This window comes from Paenibacillus sp. CCS19 (assembly GCF_033239625.1).
Classification (GTDB): domain Bacteria; phylum Bacillota; class Bacilli; order Paenibacillales; family Paenibacillaceae; genus Paenibacillus_T.
Window position 1 is genome coordinate 1 of sequence record NZ_BTCK01000054.1, and the last position, 19387, is coordinate 19387.

General features: G+C 48.7%; 12 protein-coding genes. 1 reads left to right on the plus strand and 11 read right to left on the minus strand.

Annotated elements, in window-relative coordinates; translation table 11 throughout:
* Window positions 1-309: 309 nt before the first annotated feature.
* The 3 genes from SBI19_RS25590 to SBI19_RS25600 all read right to left on the minus strand — a co-directional run bounded on the left by SBI19_RS25590 (window position 310) and on the right by SBI19_RS25600 (window position 9206).
* Window positions 310-6843 carry a glycoside hydrolase family 78 protein gene (locus tag SBI19_RS25590; protein ID WP_317972362.1) on the minus strand — a complete coding sequence of 2178 codons (6534 nt, stop codon included), beginning with the start codon at window positions 6841-6843 and terminating at the stop codon, window positions 310-312.
* A 3-nt stretch (window positions 6844-6846) separates the two neighbouring features.
* Entirely contained in the window at window positions 6847-7782 is a 936-nt protein-coding gene (locus tag SBI19_RS25595; RefSeq protein WP_317972363.1) for a copper amine oxidase N-terminal domain-containing protein, read from the minus strand.
* Window positions 7783-8327: 545 nt separating this feature from the next.
* Window positions 8328-9206: a nucleotidyltransferase-like protein gene (locus SBI19_RS25600; protein WP_317972364.1), complete on the minus strand. Its 879-nt coding sequence runs from the start codon at window positions 9204-9206 to the stop codon at window positions 8328-8330.
* A gap of 151 nt (window positions 9207-9357) precedes the next feature.
* Here SBI19_RS25600 and SBI19_RS25605 point away from each other — a divergent pair, with 151 nt between their 5' ends.
* On the plus strand, window positions 9358-9756 hold the full coding sequence (locus SBI19_RS25605; RefSeq protein WP_317972365.1) for a DUF2614 family zinc ribbon-containing protein: 399 nt from the start codon (window positions 9358-9360) through the stop codon (window positions 9754-9756).
* Window positions 9757-9850: 94 nt separating this feature from the next.
* On the opposite strand, the gene SBI19_RS25610 is transcribed toward SBI19_RS25605, so the two are convergent.
* The 8 genes from SBI19_RS25610 to SBI19_RS25645 form a co-directional block, all read right to left on the minus strand.
* Window positions 9851-11569, minus strand: a complete 1719-nt coding sequence (locus SBI19_RS25610; protein ID WP_317972366.1) for a glycosyl hydrolase family 18 protein — start codon at window positions 11567-11569, stop codon at window positions 9851-9853.
* A gap of 129 nt (window positions 11570-11698) precedes the next feature.
* Complete coding sequence (perR, locus tag SBI19_RS25615) at window positions 11699-12121, minus strand: peroxide-responsive transcriptional repressor PerR (RefSeq protein WP_110046416.1); 423 nt, start codon at window positions 12119-12121, stop codon at window positions 11699-11701.
* Between the two features lie 113 nt (window positions 12122-12234).
* Window positions 12235-14187: a DUF4097 family beta strand repeat-containing protein gene (locus tag SBI19_RS25620; RefSeq protein WP_317972367.1), complete on the minus strand. Its 1953-nt coding sequence runs from the start codon at window positions 14185-14187 to the stop codon at window positions 12235-12237.
* Between the two features lie 119 nt (window positions 14188-14306).
* Window positions 14307-15011 (minus strand): MgtC/SapB family protein, encoded by a 705-nt coding sequence (locus SBI19_RS25625; protein ID WP_317972368.1) that lies wholly within the window; start codon window positions 15009-15011, stop codon window positions 14307-14309.
* 142 nt (window positions 15012-15153) lie between these two features.
* On the minus strand, window positions 15154-16593 hold the full coding sequence (gene gatB / locus SBI19_RS25630; protein WP_317972369.1) for an Asp-tRNA(Asn)/Glu-tRNA(Gln) amidotransferase subunit GatB: 1440 nt from the start codon (window positions 16591-16593) through the stop codon (window positions 15154-15156).
* A 305-nt stretch (window positions 16594-16898) separates the two neighbouring features.
* A complete protein-coding gene (gene gatA / locus SBI19_RS25635; protein WP_317972370.1) occupies window positions 16899-18356 on the minus strand; it encodes an Asp-tRNA(Asn)/Glu-tRNA(Gln) amidotransferase subunit GatA in 1458 nt (485 codons plus the stop codon).
* 38 nt (window positions 18357-18394) lie between these two features.
* Window positions 18395-18682, minus strand: coding sequence for an Asp-tRNA(Asn)/Glu-tRNA(Gln) amidotransferase subunit GatC (gene gatC / locus SBI19_RS25640; protein ID WP_317972371.1), 288 nt, complete (start codon window positions 18680-18682; stop codon window positions 18395-18397).
* 247 nt (window positions 18683-18929) lie between these two features.
* The gene (locus SBI19_RS25645) at window positions 18930-19313 is read right to left on the minus strand and encodes an ATPase (RefSeq protein WP_317972372.1); all 384 of its coding nucleotides are present in this window, start codon (window positions 19311-19313) and stop codon (window positions 18930-18932) included.
* Between the last annotated feature and the right edge of the window lie 74 nt (window positions 19314-19387).

The following is a 19387-nucleotide window of genomic DNA, read 5'->3' on the forward strand; positions in this document are numbered from 1 at the left end:
TAGCTCATTTAAAACATTTAAACTGACAGTTTCGCTCGTTGTTCAGTTTTCAAAGAACAATTTATCGTGATACTCTTCACTTCTTTTGTCGTTCACCTTGTCAGCGGCGACTTTCATAATGTATCACATTCGCCCACTCGATTGCAAGCACTTTTTTCAAAGTTATTTAAGCTTGTTTGTGGTTTCGTGAGCCCGCTTCAAAAGCGGCGAGATTTAATTTATCACGAGCAGCCCATAACAGTCAATACGATTTCGACATTTTTCTCGTTTTCAATAAGAATACAACTGTTATGGGCCACGCAACACGATTTATTGCCTTCTGTGTACGCCTACCGCTTTATATACCGAGCCGATAATTTGAAACGGTACCTCCGTTGATTTGATCGTACCGTTCGAATAAATAACGGTAAACTTCAACCGATAAAGACCTTGAGGCACACCCTCCTGCAGCGATGCCCACTTGGCGTCGAACAGCTCAGCAGCATACAGACCGTTACCACCAACTGCACTCATTTCCCACTCGCGAGTCAGATCCTTACCATCCAGACCAGTGGCAACAAACTTTACGGTTACCTTCTTTACCTGTGCCCCTGCAGTAGGACGAGCATTGGCTATCATAATCTCTCCGGCATAGAAGTCTTTAGGGTTCGTGTTTGTCTCATGTCCTTCACGATCGTGCACTTTCTTCCACTCTTCAGTATGACGAACATCGGCTTCAATGGATAATGGTAAAACGACAACATTGGAAATGGCTTGTGCGCTCAGCTTACCATCAGAAACTTCTAACGTAACGGTGTAAGTACCCGGCTCCGCTCGTGATAGTGAAGGTACTTCTGTATAGTTCTGAACTGACCCCGATGGAGTCTTAATCGCCCACAAGGATGTAAGTTTATCTCTGTCTGGATCACTCGATTGATCGATAAGCTGCAGTTTATCGCCTTCCCACACTGGTTTCGGGGTCCAATCAAATTGGGCAACGGGCGGACGGTTTGTCTCTATATAGAAGAACCTCGCCGCACTCCATTCGCTCCAATCGTAGCCGTCGAACACTCGAGCTATAACGTAGTAATACGTTTTCTCCGCAAGAACTGTATCGATTGTCCACGATGTTGCAGTTGAAGATTTGATGCCTGATTCATACTCTAGAACTCCGCCGTATCGATAAATCTTCACCTGATACTTCGTTTGTGCATCTCCGTCTCCGTCATTATACGTAAATTTGATTGTGGGTTGCGCCTCCGTAAACTTCGTCGGATTGTTCTGGTCTGCGCTTGCCGGCACAGTTATGGCCACTTTCGGAATTCGGTTAATGACATTTACATAATCGGTAAAGGTGGTCGTTTGTCCCAAGCTATCCTCTACCGTCTGCCGAATCCTCTGCACACCGATCGTACTGAATGTTTTCGTCCAAGACGTTCTCACAGTACTTTGCAGGGTCTCCAATCCTGCGGATGCGTCATTACTGATGTAATATGCATGCGATAAATGCGTACGGTCGCCGTCCTCTTTGTCGTAGGCAATCGAGTTTATCGTTACTGGCGTATTACGATAGGTCTCTTTGGCGCTTAGTGTAAAGCCGGGAACAGGCGGATCGTTTGGCGATGGCAGCACGTCTACAACAATTGTTTTTTCAAGTATCGTACTCCACGCATTGTACTCGTCCTTCACGGCAAGCCCTACGGTATAGGTACCAAGCTCTGGCGCCACTACAAGCTTTTCAAAGACCGTTTGGCCTGAAGGGGTAATGTAGTAGAACGATTTCTCCGAAATGCCACGCGTTGCCTTATAATCGATGCCCGTATTTTCTGTCGAATAGTTCGTCGCACCTAGATACCTGTCAGGGTCATAGGAGCGGTCCGTCCATTTGACCGTCTTATCTGGATTCAGTGCGACATCGTAATCAACGATCGGCGCTCGATGCACAATCAGCGATCGAACTGCTTTGTTTGACTTTTTACGATAATCATCGAATACGTTGCTTGGATACAAATAGCTGCTGTTCGGATCATCTACCGTTTCATACGAAACATCGTACAGACCTACCTTGTCCAATGTTTCAAGCTGCGTTGTATAGCTCTTTCCGTTGTGAATAGATACGCCGGACTTCCCATCCCCCGCGTCGAGGAATTTCTGCGAAACCTGCTCATACTTCCACGAGGTTAGTTCCTTTGCCATCACATCGTTCTCGGTATCGTCATTGTTGATGGCATAGGTCATTTTTGTGTCCACCAAAGCAATACCCTGCAGCTTGTTTACCGAACTAAGAACATCAAGGTCTGAATAAGACACTCGTAAAAACTCAGTTTTCTGGATTTGAGAATACGGACCGAATGAACCCTTTCCAAACGTCTTATCAGTTGCCTCTAACAGCGGAGCTCCACCGACATAAACCGTTATTTTGGAATCCAGCACCTTGATTTTGAAATCATAGATCGTTTTTGAAGCAAAGTTGTAATCCTTCGAAACAAGCACCGTTCGAACACCGCCGTCTACACGAACGAGCCGAATAGTATTGGCATTTGACTCTACTCGATACATATTTCGATTATCCTGCGCATTAAACGAAAACCCTACATAACTGTATTTACTCGTATAGTCACTGTTAATTCGCACAGAATAATTAAACTGCGCGTTTGATAATTGAGCTTTACCAAGTAATTGTTGCTCTTGTACATCGGCTCTGGTAGCATCTTTAAAATCATTTGACTTAAACATATAATTCAAATACGTATAGTATGTGGAACCAGATGTTGCTTTAGGGGATTCCCAACCATATCTAACTACTCTGATTAACCCATCACCAACAACCGTTACATACCAATAGCTGGTTCTGTCATAAGTATTGTCATTACGTAAAGTTTCAGCATCAAAATCATATGAAACAATTAGCTTCGTATCACCATTTGATGTATCAAATCTCTCAATACCATACGCCGTAACGTAGTAAAGAAAACCTTTGGAATCTCTTGGCGAATATACAGACGAGTTCAATATATAAAAAGGAATATTTGAAGGCAACGCCTTGATGAGTGTAAACGTTCCATCCGTTCGCCAATTCCATTTATAAAGCTTGCAATCAAGCTGGTTATTGTTGCAAGACACCCAAGTATCCCCGCCATTAAACATAATATTATAGTACCAACTAGCATTAACTCCTCCCGTTGCAGCTAGATCAACAACAACCTTTTCAGTGTCCCTCTCAATTATTTTTCCAATCGTAAACAAGTACTTTCCGTTTGGTGAAATGTAGTTAGCTGTTTGATTTCCATAAGAGTCAGCAATTTTTACTTTTGTCGCAGCTCTTGTATTAGAATTAAAGATATAGTCTTGATATGGGTATCCGTCCTGATCGCCGAAGTACTCCATTTTAGCGTCTGGTTTACCTGTAATCATTAACTCGTCCGTAGCCATAGCTTCTGTTCGCTGAATAACAGATGGATTATTCCAACTATAATAATTAACATTTCTCCCGTCATACGCAAAGTACTCTGTCGAGTTTGATAGTTTACCACGATCAAAATCATATGGAGAATTCGCATAAACACCTATTGCTTTTCCAGACGGATTAATAAAATCGTCCATCCGATATTTTAGTATATAATTTTTCGTTGCATATGTGCTTTGATTCCATGTTGAAACGCGAGTCCAAACAAACTCGTTTGCATAATCCACGAAAAGGACAAACTCATCACCACCAAGTACATCCCCAGTAGCAAGTGTACCTGAAAATCCTTCCCCTGTTCTTTCGAATTGATCACCCGCATTGTTCGCAATAACCGCAGTGTACTCGTAAGGACTATATCGATAATTATAATTATGATAAACATAGTAACCATTCTTTAAATACGTAGCCCCGTCTTTACCAAAGCTACAATAATATTCTGAGCAACTAGAGTATCTAGACTCAGCTGTAGTAACTTTTGAAATCAAACTATAACCACTTTCGGGAACTCTATACACAGTAGAATGCCTAAGTATAAAAGATTGATAGTTCGAATAATCGCTTTCCGCATACAAAGGACTATGTGATAAAACACCTGTTCTCGAATTAACACCCCATGCTTTCGGAACCGTTTCATTACTAATGTTCGAATTGTGCCAATCCGTGCTATTCACCATGGTGGACGCAGCAACGGAGACCGTTGGAATCACAATCGGCTTCTGACTTTCGCTCGTAATATCAAACGATACGGTCGGCGCATCGTTCACTACCTCAAAATCAAATGTTTTAGTGGCCGATCTTCCCCAGTCTTCTTTCAAATAGATCTCAAACTGATATTTACCGACTGCGGCAAACTTCCGACTGAATGTAGATACCGCACTTAACGAAATGTCTACAAACGTCTCATCTGAGAACGATCCGTCATTGTCCGCGTCATACCTTAGCCGCACTTTGTGCTCGACGATCTTATCTCCGTCAGGACTGTAAGAAGTGTCTTTGAACTGGGCTTCCACATTTCTGACCGTTGGTGTATTGTATTGCAGATCGGGAATAGGAGGCAGATCTGGTATGACTTCCAGTTTGTAAACGGCTGGCGCAAGAGATCTAAGACCTTGATCATCCGTTACATCGAGCGTGATCGTCTCTGTTCTAACGGTATCATAAACATCCTTCCTGTTCGTCCACTCGTCCTTGGAATGATCTATCTTGTGCCCCACATAGCTGAAACTCGCATCTGATGATAAGGCTGGCTTTACTGGCCTACCCTCAACGACCTTTGTTGGTCCTGTAATAACAGGAATAGGGTTCCTTGGTACGACATTAATATAAATAGTAACCGAAGCTGTTGCCCCAAACTGGTCGTGCACATACGCTTTAACGACATGCGATCCTAAAACATCCGCTTTTAAATTGCCATATAACCACTCAATATTTAGTCGACCGTTAGGTATATTGCGTACCCACTTTGTACCATTATCAAAATCAAACCCGTCAAAATATATATCGTCGCCATCTTCGTCCAGAAAACCCCAAACCTTTAGATCAACATAAGATCCTTCAACGACTTGCGTAATGATTTTGTTCGTGCTATCACCTACTGCAGTAAATCCACCTTTAAATGTAGGCGGATGGTTCGTTGCCGGACCTGTAACCGTCAGCGTCTTAGGATTAATCCAATCACTCTCGCCACAGTTAGATGTAAAAATTTTAATAGATATTTGATGAGCACCAATACCGATGACATGTGGATAGTTAGAGTACGAATAAGTCGTCGAAGCGGTCTGGCTTGAAACAAAATCACTGATATATGTTCGACCATCTCGAACGATCATATATTGATGGCCTAAATAGGTACATCCGGACATAACGAAATTCTTAGGTTTTAACGTGAAACTATCTTTGTATGCAATTGTTGGATTGATAACATCAAAATCACCCGTGAATGATTTTGGCGTGCTTGCCTCATAAAAGAATGAGATATAAGCCGACATAGCATTAGGAGATTGTAAATGCATCGTAACGGATTGCGAGGCTTGGTTCAGCGCCCCCGTCAAAGGCGTATCGTTATACTTTGAACCGTCAAAACTCTTGCCTATATATTTACCATACAATGCTGGATTCGCCGTTTTGTTAATGTCTTTAGGTAGATCCATAACATACTCTTCTGTTTCATTCATGACGACATATGGGCTGCTGGAGTCTTTGCGAACCATATGCCGGACATGAACCACCGCGCTCTGATTTACGTCGATTAGTTTGTAGACATAATAGAGTTTGACATTATATCCCCCAGCATATGGCTTTATATTATACTCCCCAGGAATGGGGTTTGAAAAATTAATAATCGTCTCATCATCTTTTGTGGTTTTGATGTATCCAAGGTATTCATATGCAGACGATGTTGGCGCCTTTGGTGTATAATCCACACTTTTCTTTAAAACATCCGTATGATCTTTAAATACGTACGATAGACTTTTTCCATTTTCATCTACGTGATATATAGAGGCAGCACCGTCCGTTGATTTCACATCATAATAGTAGTTCACTCGATATTTATCGAATGTTCCATCATAGGTAAGACTTGGCGTACCCGTTGTAAAACTTGCTGAAGACGGGTCGGAACCGTTCTTTGTATATTTGTATTTATTTGCATAGGTGTAACCGCTGATTGATATCGGGGCTTTTGGATAGGAATCGCCAATGGACATGTCAACGTATTCCGTAGGCGCAATACGCGTACCGTCTGTTGCGAAGTAATTCATTTCAGTTTGACCGTAGAGCTCGATTTCAAAGACGACCGGATAGTAGTAGCGACGAGCCTCTACGCCTGGAGCAAAAGTAACAGATGGGTCCTTTGCTTTCATCTCATCGATAACGTTCTTAAATCTACCACTTTTCGAATCAAGTGTTGCCGGCAAGCCTACTGTAAAACTAATATTGCTTGTGTTCTTGCCATTCACTTCTGTTGTTATTGGATTGCCGTTTACTATTGAAAAATAGGGTCTATATTGAATGTAGTCATCTGTACTTCGCGATTGACCGAAGAAATTGATATGAGTTGTATTACTTGTATCGAAATTATATACCTTCACATCTTTAACTTTTCGGCCTGGAAAGGAGAAGGAATACGGATACGTCAATTCACTATCATTTACAGTATCTCCTGGGCTCTTCGTCGTCCAAACGCCAGCAGAGTTTGTCCAGATCTCATAAGACATAAAGCCAACAGCGTAACGCTTCGTACCAACTTCCACTGCCTTGACATATGCATTACCGAAATCTAAGCTTTCTGCATCCGCTCTATTGTCGCTTGGAAAATAAATGCATTGCAGCATAAGCTGCAATGCAATCACCAGTACCGATGTCCGAACGATTAATTGATATAGCTTGGATTTATACATGGACTACCTCCACGGATTTTTAAACAGGATCTTTGCATCGGAGTCAGCAAGAATTTCGAAATATTCGATATTCTTCATCATCAAGTTGGCGTAGTCTTTGATACCGTCTGCATGAAGATCTGTATCAGAAACAATGGCGTTATAATGAATTCTGAAATCTCCGACCGATTCACGCATTCCGCTCAATTCATCTCTGAACCGTTCTTGCGTAGATGTTAACAGCAAGAATGGTCTTCCCATTACCCCTTTATCGTTCGTACTTGAACGGATATATTCTTCGCCATTTCTTTTCGCAGGGTCCATCCGGTAGTAAATATCTTTGGAGATAATGAGCGGGAAATCATCTTCTGTGATCACACGAACTGTCTTATAGTTTTGACCTGGTTTAAAAGGGTCCTCTAAGAAGTAAGGATTTTTATAATAGTGCTCAAACGGCTTAATATCGATTGGCTTAATCGCATCCTCCAGCTTCGGTACAGCCTTGCTGCCGATCCAAACAAACTGATTCATGCTGTCCCACTCGACTTGCTCCCCGAACGCTTCGCTAATAAACCGCAGCGGCACGTATGTACGACTGTTATATACTTCAGGCGCGGCATTCAGCGTGATCGCCTTTCCATTCACCGTAGCAGCCTTCGATCCGATCGAAAGCTTAGCGGTGCGATCTCCCTTCTGCAGAACGATATCCTTTCCTTCAACCGACAGCACCTTGCCATTCAATTTCTCCGTTACGACACGAATAGGGACAAGTACCGAACCGTTAACCATCTTGGGCTTTGCATCCGGAAACTTAACTTTACGTGCATTTACCAGCACCTCTAGCGACAGTGAGTACGTGATCTTATCCGGACCAGCAGCATCCACTTGAGCAGGCGTTGCAATAACTGAACCAACCAATAAAGACGCTCCCACAACAGCAGAAATAAATTGCTTTTTCATAAATTAATCATCCCTTTTCTATTAAAATATTTATACATCATATGGTAACATTAGATGGTTTTGCCGAAAACATGATTTATTGCAAGAATCGACATCATCAACTCCTGTCTTCGATTATTTCTGCAACAGCCTAACGGATGCTGCAGTTCTTATTCTCCTCAATAGGCCGCTTTATTGGGACCTAACGGTTACAGCAGAGCTTATTTCCCCGAATTCGCCTAACACATACTCTGTGTAAACGAATAACGCCTGTGACATCCGTTACATCCCCATTGCCGCTAGTAAATGTACAACAGGCTCAATTGCAACCGTTAGGCGGCCACACGACAGGACCGCAGTCCTGTGATCACTACCATTAACAGCGACGCCCGCTTGCTCACCACATCCAAACAACGAAAAAGCACCTGCCCGCACGCGACTGAATAAAACAGTCACATGCGAGCAGGTGCTTCCTGCCCGTTTGATTGATATGTCAAATATTATAAGTGCCAGGCATTCATTCGACAAGAGGAATCTTGTCTGTCGATTCCGCTCTTCAGCTGTACCTAGTGCGCAACGACCGTGTAGCGAAGCTCGAGCGCATCCTGATCGCCGGACTCCGAGAGGTAGGCGACTTCGCGGATGTAAGAGCGGTTGACGAGCTTCTGCAGCACGAGCGACAGATCGACGTGCAGGTCGCAGAAGTTCGGGTGATGCTGCAGCTCCATGATGCTCCATGGCTCCTCGCGGCTCGCAAGCGTGCGCAGGAGAAGCGAGCAGCAGGATTTCATTTTGCTCATAACCGTGAATTCGCAAGCCAGAAGGACGAGCTGTACACGCTGTTCGAGCGTCTCGGCACTCGTCGTCAGCTCCTCATACAGCTTATAGATGCCCGGGTGCACCCGCCGAATTTGACGCCATACGGTCAGTTCAGGATGCTGCCCTTCTTCAATGAGCGCAATATGCGCCCAATAGTGCAGCCCCGACAATATGCTCGTGTATGCATCCAGCAGATTGCCGTCTTGTATATCCTGCTTCGTCTGCAGATAAGTGCGGATATATGCTGTGAATTCGACCAATAGCCGCTGCTCCCGCCACAAGTCAGGAAATTGCATCAAGTCGTTGCGGATGTTCAGCAAATAGTCGTCGCGATCTATAAGCAGCTGCCCACGTGCCAACCATTGAATAATGCTCCGATTCTCCCCGCCATAGATCCATCGGCGCAGCATCTCCGGATCTACCGTTCGAACAAGCACACGCTCGCCTTCAATGCGCAAATGTTCGGTCCGACCGACCCGAGACGACTCTTCCGTAACGACCAACAGCAGCAAGTCATGCCCATCAATCAAAGGATTATAACGAACTGGATTCTCAATCGCAGCAAGGCTGATCAATCCGTTGTCGGCAGAATAACAATCGATAAAGTGTTGTTTGATATGTTCCAACGTGAGGCCTCCATATAGCTTCACCGCGAGGTTTCAGCTATAATATTAGTCATCAGTATGTAGTTGTTCGACAAAGATCGTACGGATTCCTGCTCAATAAGCGGAATTCGTTAACGGGTATTTTCGACAATTACTGGAAGGAGATTCTATATTGTTCTTCAAAACGGCTAAAATCAACGAATTTCGCCTCTGGGGTCTATTCTTCATGCTCGCCGGCATGGGACTTATGATCTTCGGGACCGCTGGCATCGTATTCTGGGGCGGGCTCGCCGGTAAGATATTCGCCGGCACTTTCATGGTGCTCGGCTCCATTCTGCTGCTGGTCAGCTGCGGCATCTACTTCTGGGCCGGCATGATGTCGACAAGCGTGAAGACGATCGAATGCCCGTCATGCCTTAAACAGACGAAGATGATCGGCAAGACCGACCGCTGCATGCATTGCAAAACGAAAATGACGATGGACGAGCAGCTTGCGAACGACTTCAGCGCTTACGAGGACGAGCCGGCGGCACCTGCCGCTAAGGCTGCCGCTGTACCGCCTCAAGCCTAGTCTCACGCGAGTGCAACAAAAATCCCCAAGCCTATGACTGCGAATGCAGCGCTAAGGCCTGGGGATTTTATCATTTCATCAAATCTTATAAGTGCTATTGCTTCTTCAACGCATTATTGATCGTCGTCCATACGTCGCCGCCTTGGAATGCCCGCTGCCATGTTGCCACACCGGCCAATCCATATTGATGCGCGATTGCGATTCTTGCTTGAAGCGAAACCTCATCCTCAATCCAAATCCGCTGACGCGCGCCGTCTTCCTCATATTCCACATAGTTCTGTCCCGTTGCTTCGTCCAGCTTCGGCGTCAGCTTCTGTTCCTTGATAATCGTTGCTACCTTCTCCATGCCAATCGCCTTGGAGCTGACTTTGCCATCTTTCTCCGTCCATAGACGTGTATAAAGCGGCATCGCGAGAACGATCTTCTGAGGCGGAACATTATCTTCGTTCAAAATACGAGTGAGCGACTGCTCCGTCCACGGCAGCGAAGCAACCGAGCCTGCTGTCGGACTTGATGCCCAATGTTCATCATACGCCATCAGCATCATGTAATCGACGGTCTTGCCGAGCGCGACCCGATCCAGAAACATCGACCATGTCGGGCTTGTCGACTTCGGTGTTACGTCTATCGATACGACAAGTCCTTGCTCATGCAGCAGCGGCGTAAGCTCGCGAATAAACTGCACGAGGTTCTCCTTGTCGGATACATTCACATTCTCAAAATCGACGTTAATCCCTTGCAGATCATACAACTGTGCAAACGCGAGAATCTGTTGAATCATTTTAAACCGCGTCTCCGCTGTAGCCAGCGCCTTGGTCGTCCGTTCCTGCTCGAACCCGTTGCTGAACAATGCCCAAACTTGCATGCCTCGATTGTGCGCCCATGCGACATACTTGGCATCCGCCTTGCTGCGGATATCGCCCTTACCGTTCTGAAGCTCGAACCATGTCGGACTTACAACATTAACGCCCGGCATTTCACCGATCTTGGATGTATCCGTTGGGTTATCGTATACCGCTTCCCAGGTCATATTGATCTTGCCGCCTTCAAGCGCTGGCGCTTCGAACGGCTTAGGCAGTTCGGGCATCGGCACACCTTGACTGTCTGATGCCTCCAGCTGTGACAGCTTGGCATAACCAACTGCCCCATTAGGACCTTGAACAATGGTCCAATGATCATTCTCCTGCCGCCACTGCCTAACCAACTCACCGCCGACAACCTGCTCGACAATCGGCGCTTTAATCGAAGGCTCCGTACGAATCGCTAATCCTTTGGCACTATTCTTAGGCTTCACGCGTTCAATCTGATCGCCCGCCTGCATCAGCGTCACCGTTCCGCTAGAAGGCTTATACTCCGCTTGGAGACCATATAGCTGCGTCAGCGGCGCAGCCGGCAAGTAAACATCGTCTCCCCGCTTCTCCGCCGCGACATGCAGTTCATAAGGCTTGCTATTCAATGTCGCCGTAAGCTCATCCGTCTTCATTCGCAGCACATGATCGGTAGTCGTCATAATAATGGATCCGGTTGCTTCTTCATAACGAATCAAATTATCGTTGAACACTTGCTCGAGCGCAGACAGCGGCAGTTTCAACTCATCGCCATCGATTATCGCATTTTGTTCCAGACGAATACCTTTATAGAAAAGAGCAAAAGGATCGCCATAATCCGGCTTCACCTGTGTCTTATTCGGTGCGAACTGCATCCAACCAATCCAAAGCCCGAGGGCTAGTCCAATCAAAACAAGTACAGAAATTCCAGCAAAACCGCGCCGGCGCCGCCTACGGCTGTTGACGCGCAGTCGTATCGTTTCCACCTATACACGCTCCTAAAAGTATTTAAGCTTATGCTTGCTGCGCAAACAAAAACGTGCAGCGGGAAGCGAGCCTCCCTCTGCACGTTATTCACGCAGAGTATTCAATCTTGAAACACTTTTGCGCGTTTCCTATTTTACACATTGCTCGCAAACGCCGTAAATTTCCATCCGATGACCCTCGACCGTGAAGCCCGTCGTCTGCGATGCCGCCCGTTCAACCTCCAACAATGGAGGATATTCGAAATCGACGATTCGTCCGCAGCACTTGCAAATCGCATGGTAATGATCAGACAAATCCGCATCGAAACGGCTGGAAGCATCTCCATATGTCAACTCGCGTACAAGCCCCGCTTCAACAAACAGCCTTAGGTTGTTATAAATCGTCGCAACACTCATGCTCGGGAAGCTCGGCGACAGCGACTTATAAATTTCATCGGCTGTCGGATGAGACATTGCATTCATCAAATAGCTTAAAATCGCATGACGCTGAGGAGTCATTCGGACGCCGTTATTTTTCAGTTGTTCTAGTGCTCTCTCAACGGTCGCACCCATAACCTTCACGCCCTTCTGCATCGTTAAAATTATTGTACGTGCAGATTAAACTTTTTGTCAATGTAAGCGCTCAGCTCCGCAAACAAAAATAGGCAATATTTGTATGCAGCTCGTCAATACGGCGCAATCGAAATACTGTTGTTCGCATTAATGTAGATGCGATGCTCGCCGCTGCCGGTCGTGCCTCGAACGGTCTTTTTGGTTGTCGTCAGCGGCAATCCCGCCTTCACATCGATCGTGCCAAACGTTACCGTGCCATTCAACTCATAGTCCGCTGCGGTCGGCAGTTTCAGTCGAATATCGCCGACGAGTCCCACTATGTCCCAGTCACCGCCGACGATAGCGCTGAACACCTCGATCGAGCCGTTGAGCGTATCGGCTTTGACCCTTCCGCCGGCTTCATGGATGATAATCTCACCATTCTTCGCATCCACCTCGACATCATGCGCCACGTCAGTTAAGTGTATGCCGCCGTTCGCAGTAGATGCCGTTACATTGCCAGAAGCCTGCTTCACCTCAACCGATCCATTGCTGACGGACGCTGAGATGTCTCCATCGACTCGTTCCAGCTCAATGCTTCCGTTCACGGCTCGTGCCGTCACATTGCCCGTAATATCCGCCGCTTGGATGCGTCCGTCGCCAACTTCAACGGATAGCCCTACCGGGGCTGTAATGCTGCTGATGTCCACGTCACCGAGCTGGATGGAAACATGTACGTCTAAAATCGGCACTGCCGGCTCTTCATCCTGAGCTGATGCTTCATCGTCGGTGGATGCGGGTGGTTGATCGGTATCATTGCTTACGTCTGTATCCGAAGGATTCGCGGCATCGGAAGGATTCGCAGCTGAATCCACCTTGTTATTCTCGCTATCAGCCGTTGTTTCAGCGGTCAAATCATGCGACACTTCCTCTGCATTCGGCGCTTGCTGGACTTCGGCCGCATCACCGGCCGCTTGTTCCGTAACGATTCCTTCAGTCGTATCGATATCGGAAGAAGGCTGCATCGGCTCCTCCTCCACTGGAGGCGGAGGTGCATCTGCCAGCGAAGGCGGCAAATAGACAGTGACATTCACCCTTGGCCTGCGGTCGCCTTTATCGCCAAACCCCACACTCTTCGTCACGATCGTCGTCTCTTCTCCAACGGTCAGCTCCACGGTCGTCTGCTCAGCCGCCGCTTCCGCCGTTTCCTTATCGCCTGCATCGATCCAGACCGTGGATTTCACGATAATCTGTTCTTCCGTCCCGCGCAACAGGCGGACATTCCCGTTCGGATTATCGATAGTTATCCGTTTCATATCTTCTACACGTTCTGCTGCTAGATCAGGCTTAGCGAAGCTGAAGCCTTTCTCTTCCCCGTAGTTGCTGTATCCGTTCCGCTGCGCAGCCCATTGATCGAGCCAGCGGTAAGGCAGCTCTGCGTATTGTGTAACGCTGTAGGCTGTGATGGCGATTACGGAAGCCCATATGATTCCTGAAGCATCAGCCGTCAGCCGCGGCAATGGCTTCTTACGTCGTAACGTATGAATTAACAATTCAATTCCGATGAGGACGAACAGAACCGGCCACCATGTCCCGAGCAGCGCGATTCGCTCTTGCCCTCCTGTCCACTCATCAATCAACAGCAGGACTCCAGCAGCTATCGTTGCAACAGCAGCCGTCCAGCGGCCAAGCCGCGGAGCGCCTGTACGTTTGCGAACGATGATCCATGTACCAACGGCCAGCAGCAGAACCGGGGCGCCGAAGCCGCCGATCGCATCCAGCGCGGGACGAAGCTTGTCCGGCGTCACGAGCAAAGCAGTGAGCAGCAGTCCTGCAGCCACAATGCCGATGGCGTTGCGAACACGTTGTCGGTAGCTGCTATCGTCATCATTTTGCCCCGAGGGATGTATTGGTTCTGTTGGTCCATCTGTATGAACTGCGGCTGTTGTCTGCAAAATATCGAATACACCATAAAAATAAAGCACCGGCAGCGCCATGCCCAAATAGACGATGAGAAGCAAATGCTTGCCGCCCGCCGCATCCGCCAGCCGTACGATCATCGCCGCGTCAAGCACAGCAACGGCCATTAACAACAATCCTCGCGCATGCCGCCCAATAATGAGGTGCCCAGCCCCGGGCAGTAGACAAGAGCTGAGCACAGCTGCCCAGCGTCGCATGGAGGAACCCATGCTGCGCCTATTCTCACTCATTCCGCACTCACACCTCTTACTCCACCGACATCGTTAATCTCATTGACGAGCAGCATGACCGACAGCTGTTTGGGCAGCGTCACATACATTTGCACCATAACACGGCCCTCGTGGACGTCTGTCTGATCGCTTACGGTCATCTTGCGAACGACAATATCCTGCTCAACCATAATGGCATTCATCGCTTGAAGCAGCGTCGCCCGATCATCCGCATAAATCCGTATCAAGCGCTCACGTTTGCCTCTTAGAAAACGCTTCTCGACCTTGTTCATCGCCCACAGTATAAAATAAACCGTCACCGTCGCCGTCACAGCTGCCAAATAAAAGCCCGCTCCTACCGCGAGGCCAATGGCCGAGACTACCCAAAGTGACGCTGCCGTCGTCAAACCTGTAATGGACTTCCCTGTAAAAAGTATCGTGCCCGCTCCAAGAAATCCGATTCCCGTAATGACTTGAGCCGCAAGACGTGCGGGATCAAGTCGAACGTTCGGCTCATCGGCAAAATCGCCAAAGCCGTACATGGACAGCATCATCAACAAGCAGGAGCCAAGACAGACGAGCGTGTTCGTTCTCAGGCCCGCGGCATGGTTCGATTGTTCCCGCTCGAAACCAATCAGGCCGCCCAGCAGCAATGCAAGCCCCATACGCAGCAGCATATGCGTATTATCAATAAACCAAGGACTAGCGACCTCATTCGTCATAAAGCTATCCATCCTTTCGATTAAATGATTGTATCATATCGTATGCGCTACCATGTACATATCATCTTTTTTATTACAAAACAAAAAAAGAGGCGGCTGTGAGCCACCTCTCTTGCGTGATTAATTGGTTGCTTGCTTCGCCTTACAGCTGAGCCAATACTTCAACCAGCAGCTTGTTCGCGAGCGCAGGGTTTGCTTTGCCCTTCGACGCTTTCATCACTTGGCCGACGAGGAAGCCGATCGCTTTCTCTTTGCCTGCCTTGTAATCCGCAACCGATTGCGGATTAGCCGCAACGATCTCTTCGCAGATCGTCTTGATTGCGCCTTCGTCGCTAATTTGGACAAGCCCTTGCTCTTCGACGATCTGCTTCGGCAGCTTGCCCGTCTCGAGCATCGACTTGAATACCGTCTTCGCGATTTTGCTGTTGATCGTGTTCGATTCCAGCAGGCCGATCATCTCGCCAAGGCCTTGCGCCGTCAGCTTGATGTCGCCGAATTCCAGGTTATTCGCGTTCATGTAGCCGAGCAGGTCGCCCATGATCCAGTTGGATACGGCCTTGGCGTCCTTCGTGTAGTTCAGGCTCTCTTCGAAGAAGTTCGCCATTTTCATCGAGGATGTCAGCACTTCCGCATCATACGATGGAAGCTCATACTCCGCGATGTAACGCGCTTTGCGAGCATCCGGGAGTTCAGGAATCGAAGCGCGGATGCGCTCCTTCCACTCTGCATCGATGTTCAAGCGAACAAGGTCCGGGTCCGGGAAGTAACGGTAGTCATGCGCTTCTTCCTTGCCGCGCATCGACAGCGTCTTGCCTTGCGCTTCATCCCAACGGCGCGTCTCTTGCACAACTTCGCCGCCGCTGTTCAGGATGTCCGCTTGACGCCATTGCTCGTATTCAAGTCCACGCTGCACGCCGCGGAACGAGTTCATGTTCTTAAGCTCCGCTCTCGTGCCGAACTTCTCTTGTCCATATGGACGAATCGAGATGTTCGCGTCGCAGCGCATGCTGCCCTCTTCCATCTTCACGTCGGAAACGTCGCAGTATTGCATGATGGCGCGAATTTTCTCGAGGTAAGCTTTCGCTTCCTCCGGCGTGCGGATGTCCGGCTCGGATACGATCTCGATGAGCGGCGTACCGACACGGTTGAAGTCGACAAGCGAGGCATACCCGCCGTCAACGTGCGTCAGCTTGCCTGCATCTTCTTCGAGGTGGACGCGCGTAATGCCGATACGTTTCGTCTCGCCGTTCACTTCGATATCGATCCAGCCATGCTCGCCGACCGGCTGATCATATTGCGAGATTTGGTACGCTTTCGGGCTGTCTGGATAGAAATAGTTCTTGCGGTCGAATTTGCTCACGTCTGCAACGGTGCAGTTGAGCGCCATCGACGCTTTCATCGCATATTCCACGGCTTGACGGTTCAGAACCGGCAGCACGCCGGGATGGCCAAGGCAGATCGGACACGTGTGCGTGTTCGCCGGAGCGCCGAACGCCGTGGAACAGCCGCAAAAGATTTTGCTGTTCGTGTGCAGCTCGACGTGCACTTCAAGGCCGATGACCGTCTCGTATTGGGTCGACATGGTTTGATCCTCCTGCTATTTCTCGCAAGCTCGATGTCGTCTGGCTCGCTGCGCGTGCGGATCATTCCTTCGATCGCTGTTGTCCTCGGATTGTCTGAATATATAAATTCAGATGTGGTAACAATCCGAGTGACAAAGGCGAACTACAAGCTTTCCAGAGGAAAGCTACTTCGGAAGCATAAGCTCCGCTTCTACGGAATGATTCCGCCCTCTTCGCGAGCGACGTTCATCTTGCTTGAAGTATTAATTATTATAAGGGTCGCACCGATTGAAACTGATCGGTGCTCCTCTTAAGTTAGTTGCTCTTACAGCTGTGGACGCGCTTTGTGGTGGTCGGTGTGCTGCTCGAATGCGTGAGCGGCGCGAAGCACCGTCGATTCGTCGAACGCTTTGCCGATGATTTGCAGGCCGACAGGCAAGCCGTCTGCGAGTCCGCACGGAATGCTGACTGCTGGTACGCCTGCGAGGCTGACCGGAATCGTCAGGATGTCGTTCAAGTACATCGTGAGCGGATCGCCGACTTGCTCGCCGATGCGGAACGCCGTCGTCGGAGCCGTAGGTCCGATCAGGACGTCGTACTTCTCGAACGCTTGGTCGAAGTCGCGTTTGATAAGCGTACGAACCTGCTGAGCTTTCTTATAATATGCGTCGTAGTAACCGGAGCTGAGCGCGTACGTACCAAGCATGATACGGCGCTTCACTTCGGAGCCGAAGCCTTCGCTGCGCGATTTGCGGTACAGGTCGATCAGGTTGTCCGGGTTCTCTGCGCGCACGCCATAACGAACGCCATCGAAGCGAGCCAGGTTGGACGAAGCTTCGGACGATGCGAGCAAGTAGTAAGTCGCAACCGCATATTCCGTATGCGGCATCGATACTTCTTCCCATGTAGCGCCAAGGCTTTCATACACTTTGAGCGCTGCAAGCACAGCTTCCTTCACCTTCGGATCGACGCCTTGTCCCAAGTATTCCTTCGGAACGCCGATGCGCAGTCCTTTCACGTCGCCTGTCAGGGCGGACGTGTAATCCGGGATTTCAACGTTAGCCGACGTGGAATCCATCTGGTCGTAGCCCGCGATCGCCTGCAGAACGTATGCGGAGTCTTCCACATTTTTCGTAAGAGGACCGATCTGATCCAGCGACGATGCGAATGCAACGAGACCGAAACGCGATACGAGACCGTACGTAGGCTTCAGGCCAACGATACCGCAGTACGAAGCCGGCTGGCGGATCGATCCGCCCGTGTCGGAACCAAGCGAGAAGTACACCTGTCCGGCTGCAACCGATGCAGCGGAACCACCGCTGGAGCCGCCTGGCACATGTTCCGTATTCCATGGGTTGCGCGTTGCGAAGAAGCTGGAGTTCTCGTTGGAACCGCCCATCGCGAATTCGTCCATGTTCAGCTTGCCGATCGTCACCGATTGGGCAGCTTTCAGCTTGCGAACGACCGTCGCATCATAGATCGGATCATAATTTCGCAGGAACTGGCTCGCACATGTCGTGCGCAGACCTTCCGTTACAATGTTATCTTTAATACCTGCCGGCAGACCGAATAGCAGACCGCGTTCTCCGCCTGCCTGCAGTTGTTTATCGAGCTCTGCCGCTTGCGCGCGAGCGCCCTCTTCATTAAGCGTAAGGAATGCTTGAACCGCCGAATCCGTGTTCGCGATTCGTTGGAACGAAGCCTCCGTCAATTCGGATACGGAGAACTGCTTGTCCTTCAATCCGTTATGTATATCCTGCAAGCGCAAATCAAATTGTGCCAACAGTCGTTCCTCCCTTCATCTATCAACCGGTCCGCGTGCTACTCGAGCACCGCCGGCACTTTAATTTGTCCATCTTCTTCGTCAGGCGCATTGCGCAGCACCGCTTCGATCGGCAGCGAAGGCCGCACTTCGTCGGCGCGCATCACGTTCGCGAGCGGCAGCACGTGGCTGGTCGGCTCGACGCCATCCGTATTGAGCTCGTTCAGCTTGTCCGCATATTTCAAAATCGCGTTAAGCTGACCCGTGAACGTTTCTTTCTCTTCGTCCGTCAGTGCAAGACGCGCCAGGTTGGCAACATGCTGCACATCGTTCGTCGTAATGCTCATTGTCATTCTCCTTCCATTCATGCAATCATCCCCTTATTATAGCCGATGGTCGACAAAAAAAGAAAGGTGCTGAGCGCGCTCACAGCCCTTTCCTATATGGGAGTTATGAAGTTAAGCAGTCGATACATCCGCGTAGATTTGAACCGAACAAAAAAGGCGCCCTGCTTATGTTGATGCTGTCGCAGGAACGCCATTGTTGCGCTATTCAATTCGAGAATAAGTGCTGAGCGCTAGATATCAGGTCGAATTAGATCCAAGCTTTGAGACGAATTTGACGAACAAAATCTTCAGGGCTCTGGGTCTCTTCCGTTGACTCTTCAGCGGCTTGTTCCTGCGCTTCGCCGCCGTTCATAATGAAGCGGAACAGCTCCTCGTTGCGCGTCATCAGCGCATAGTCGATCAACGCCTCGCGCTCGATCCGGTCAACCTCCTGACGAACGAGCACATCTTCACGCTCAATATCGTCGCCAGGCACGAGGAAGTTGCGTCCCGCCTTCGGGACACGCACAACATATTCAAATATATTATCGGCATTCCGATCATAAGCAATGACGTAGCCATATTCGCCGATCGGCAAATTTTGCTCAAAGCGATCATCAACAATAATAACTTTCTCTCCAAGTTTCAGCATGATTCGCTGCCTCCCCTGTTCCAAGCTTCCGAAGTGTTCGTGACTCTATCCTACTAAAAATTAAGAGGGAAGTC

What these genes read in the sequence shown, in the direction of transcription:
- perR (WP_110046416.1), bottom strand. Translation starts at nt 12,121, where the DNA reads ATGGGTGCGACCGTTGAGAGAGCACTAGAACAACTGAAAAATAACGGC.
- SBI19_RS25595 (WP_317972363.1), bottom strand. Translation starts at nt 7,782, where the DNA reads ATGAAAAAGCAATTTATTTCTGCTGTTGTGGGAGCGTCTTTATTGGTT.
- gatB (WP_317972369.1), bottom strand. Translation starts at nt 16,593, where the DNA reads ATGTCGACCCAATACGAGACGGTCATCGGCCTTGAAGTGCACGTCGAG.
- SBI19_RS25590 (WP_317972362.1), bottom strand. Translation starts at nt 6,843, where the DNA reads ATGTATAAATCCAAGCTATATCAATTAATCGTTCGGACATCGGTACTG.
- SBI19_RS25625 (WP_317972368.1), bottom strand. Translation starts at nt 15,011, where the DNA reads ATGACGAATGAGGTCGCTAGTCCTTGGTTTATTGATAATACGCATATG.
- SBI19_RS25620 (WP_317972367.1), bottom strand. Translation starts at nt 14,187, where the DNA reads ATGGCCGTTGCTGTGCTTGACGCGGCGATGATCGTACGGCTGGCGGAT.
- SBI19_RS25645 (WP_317972372.1), bottom strand. Translation starts at nt 19,313, where the DNA reads ATGCTGAAACTTGGAGAGAAAGTTATTATTGTTGATGATCGCTTTGAG.
- gatC (WP_317972371.1), bottom strand. Translation starts at nt 18,682, where the DNA reads ATGAGCATTACGACGAACGATGTGCAGCATGTTGCCAACCTGGCGCGT.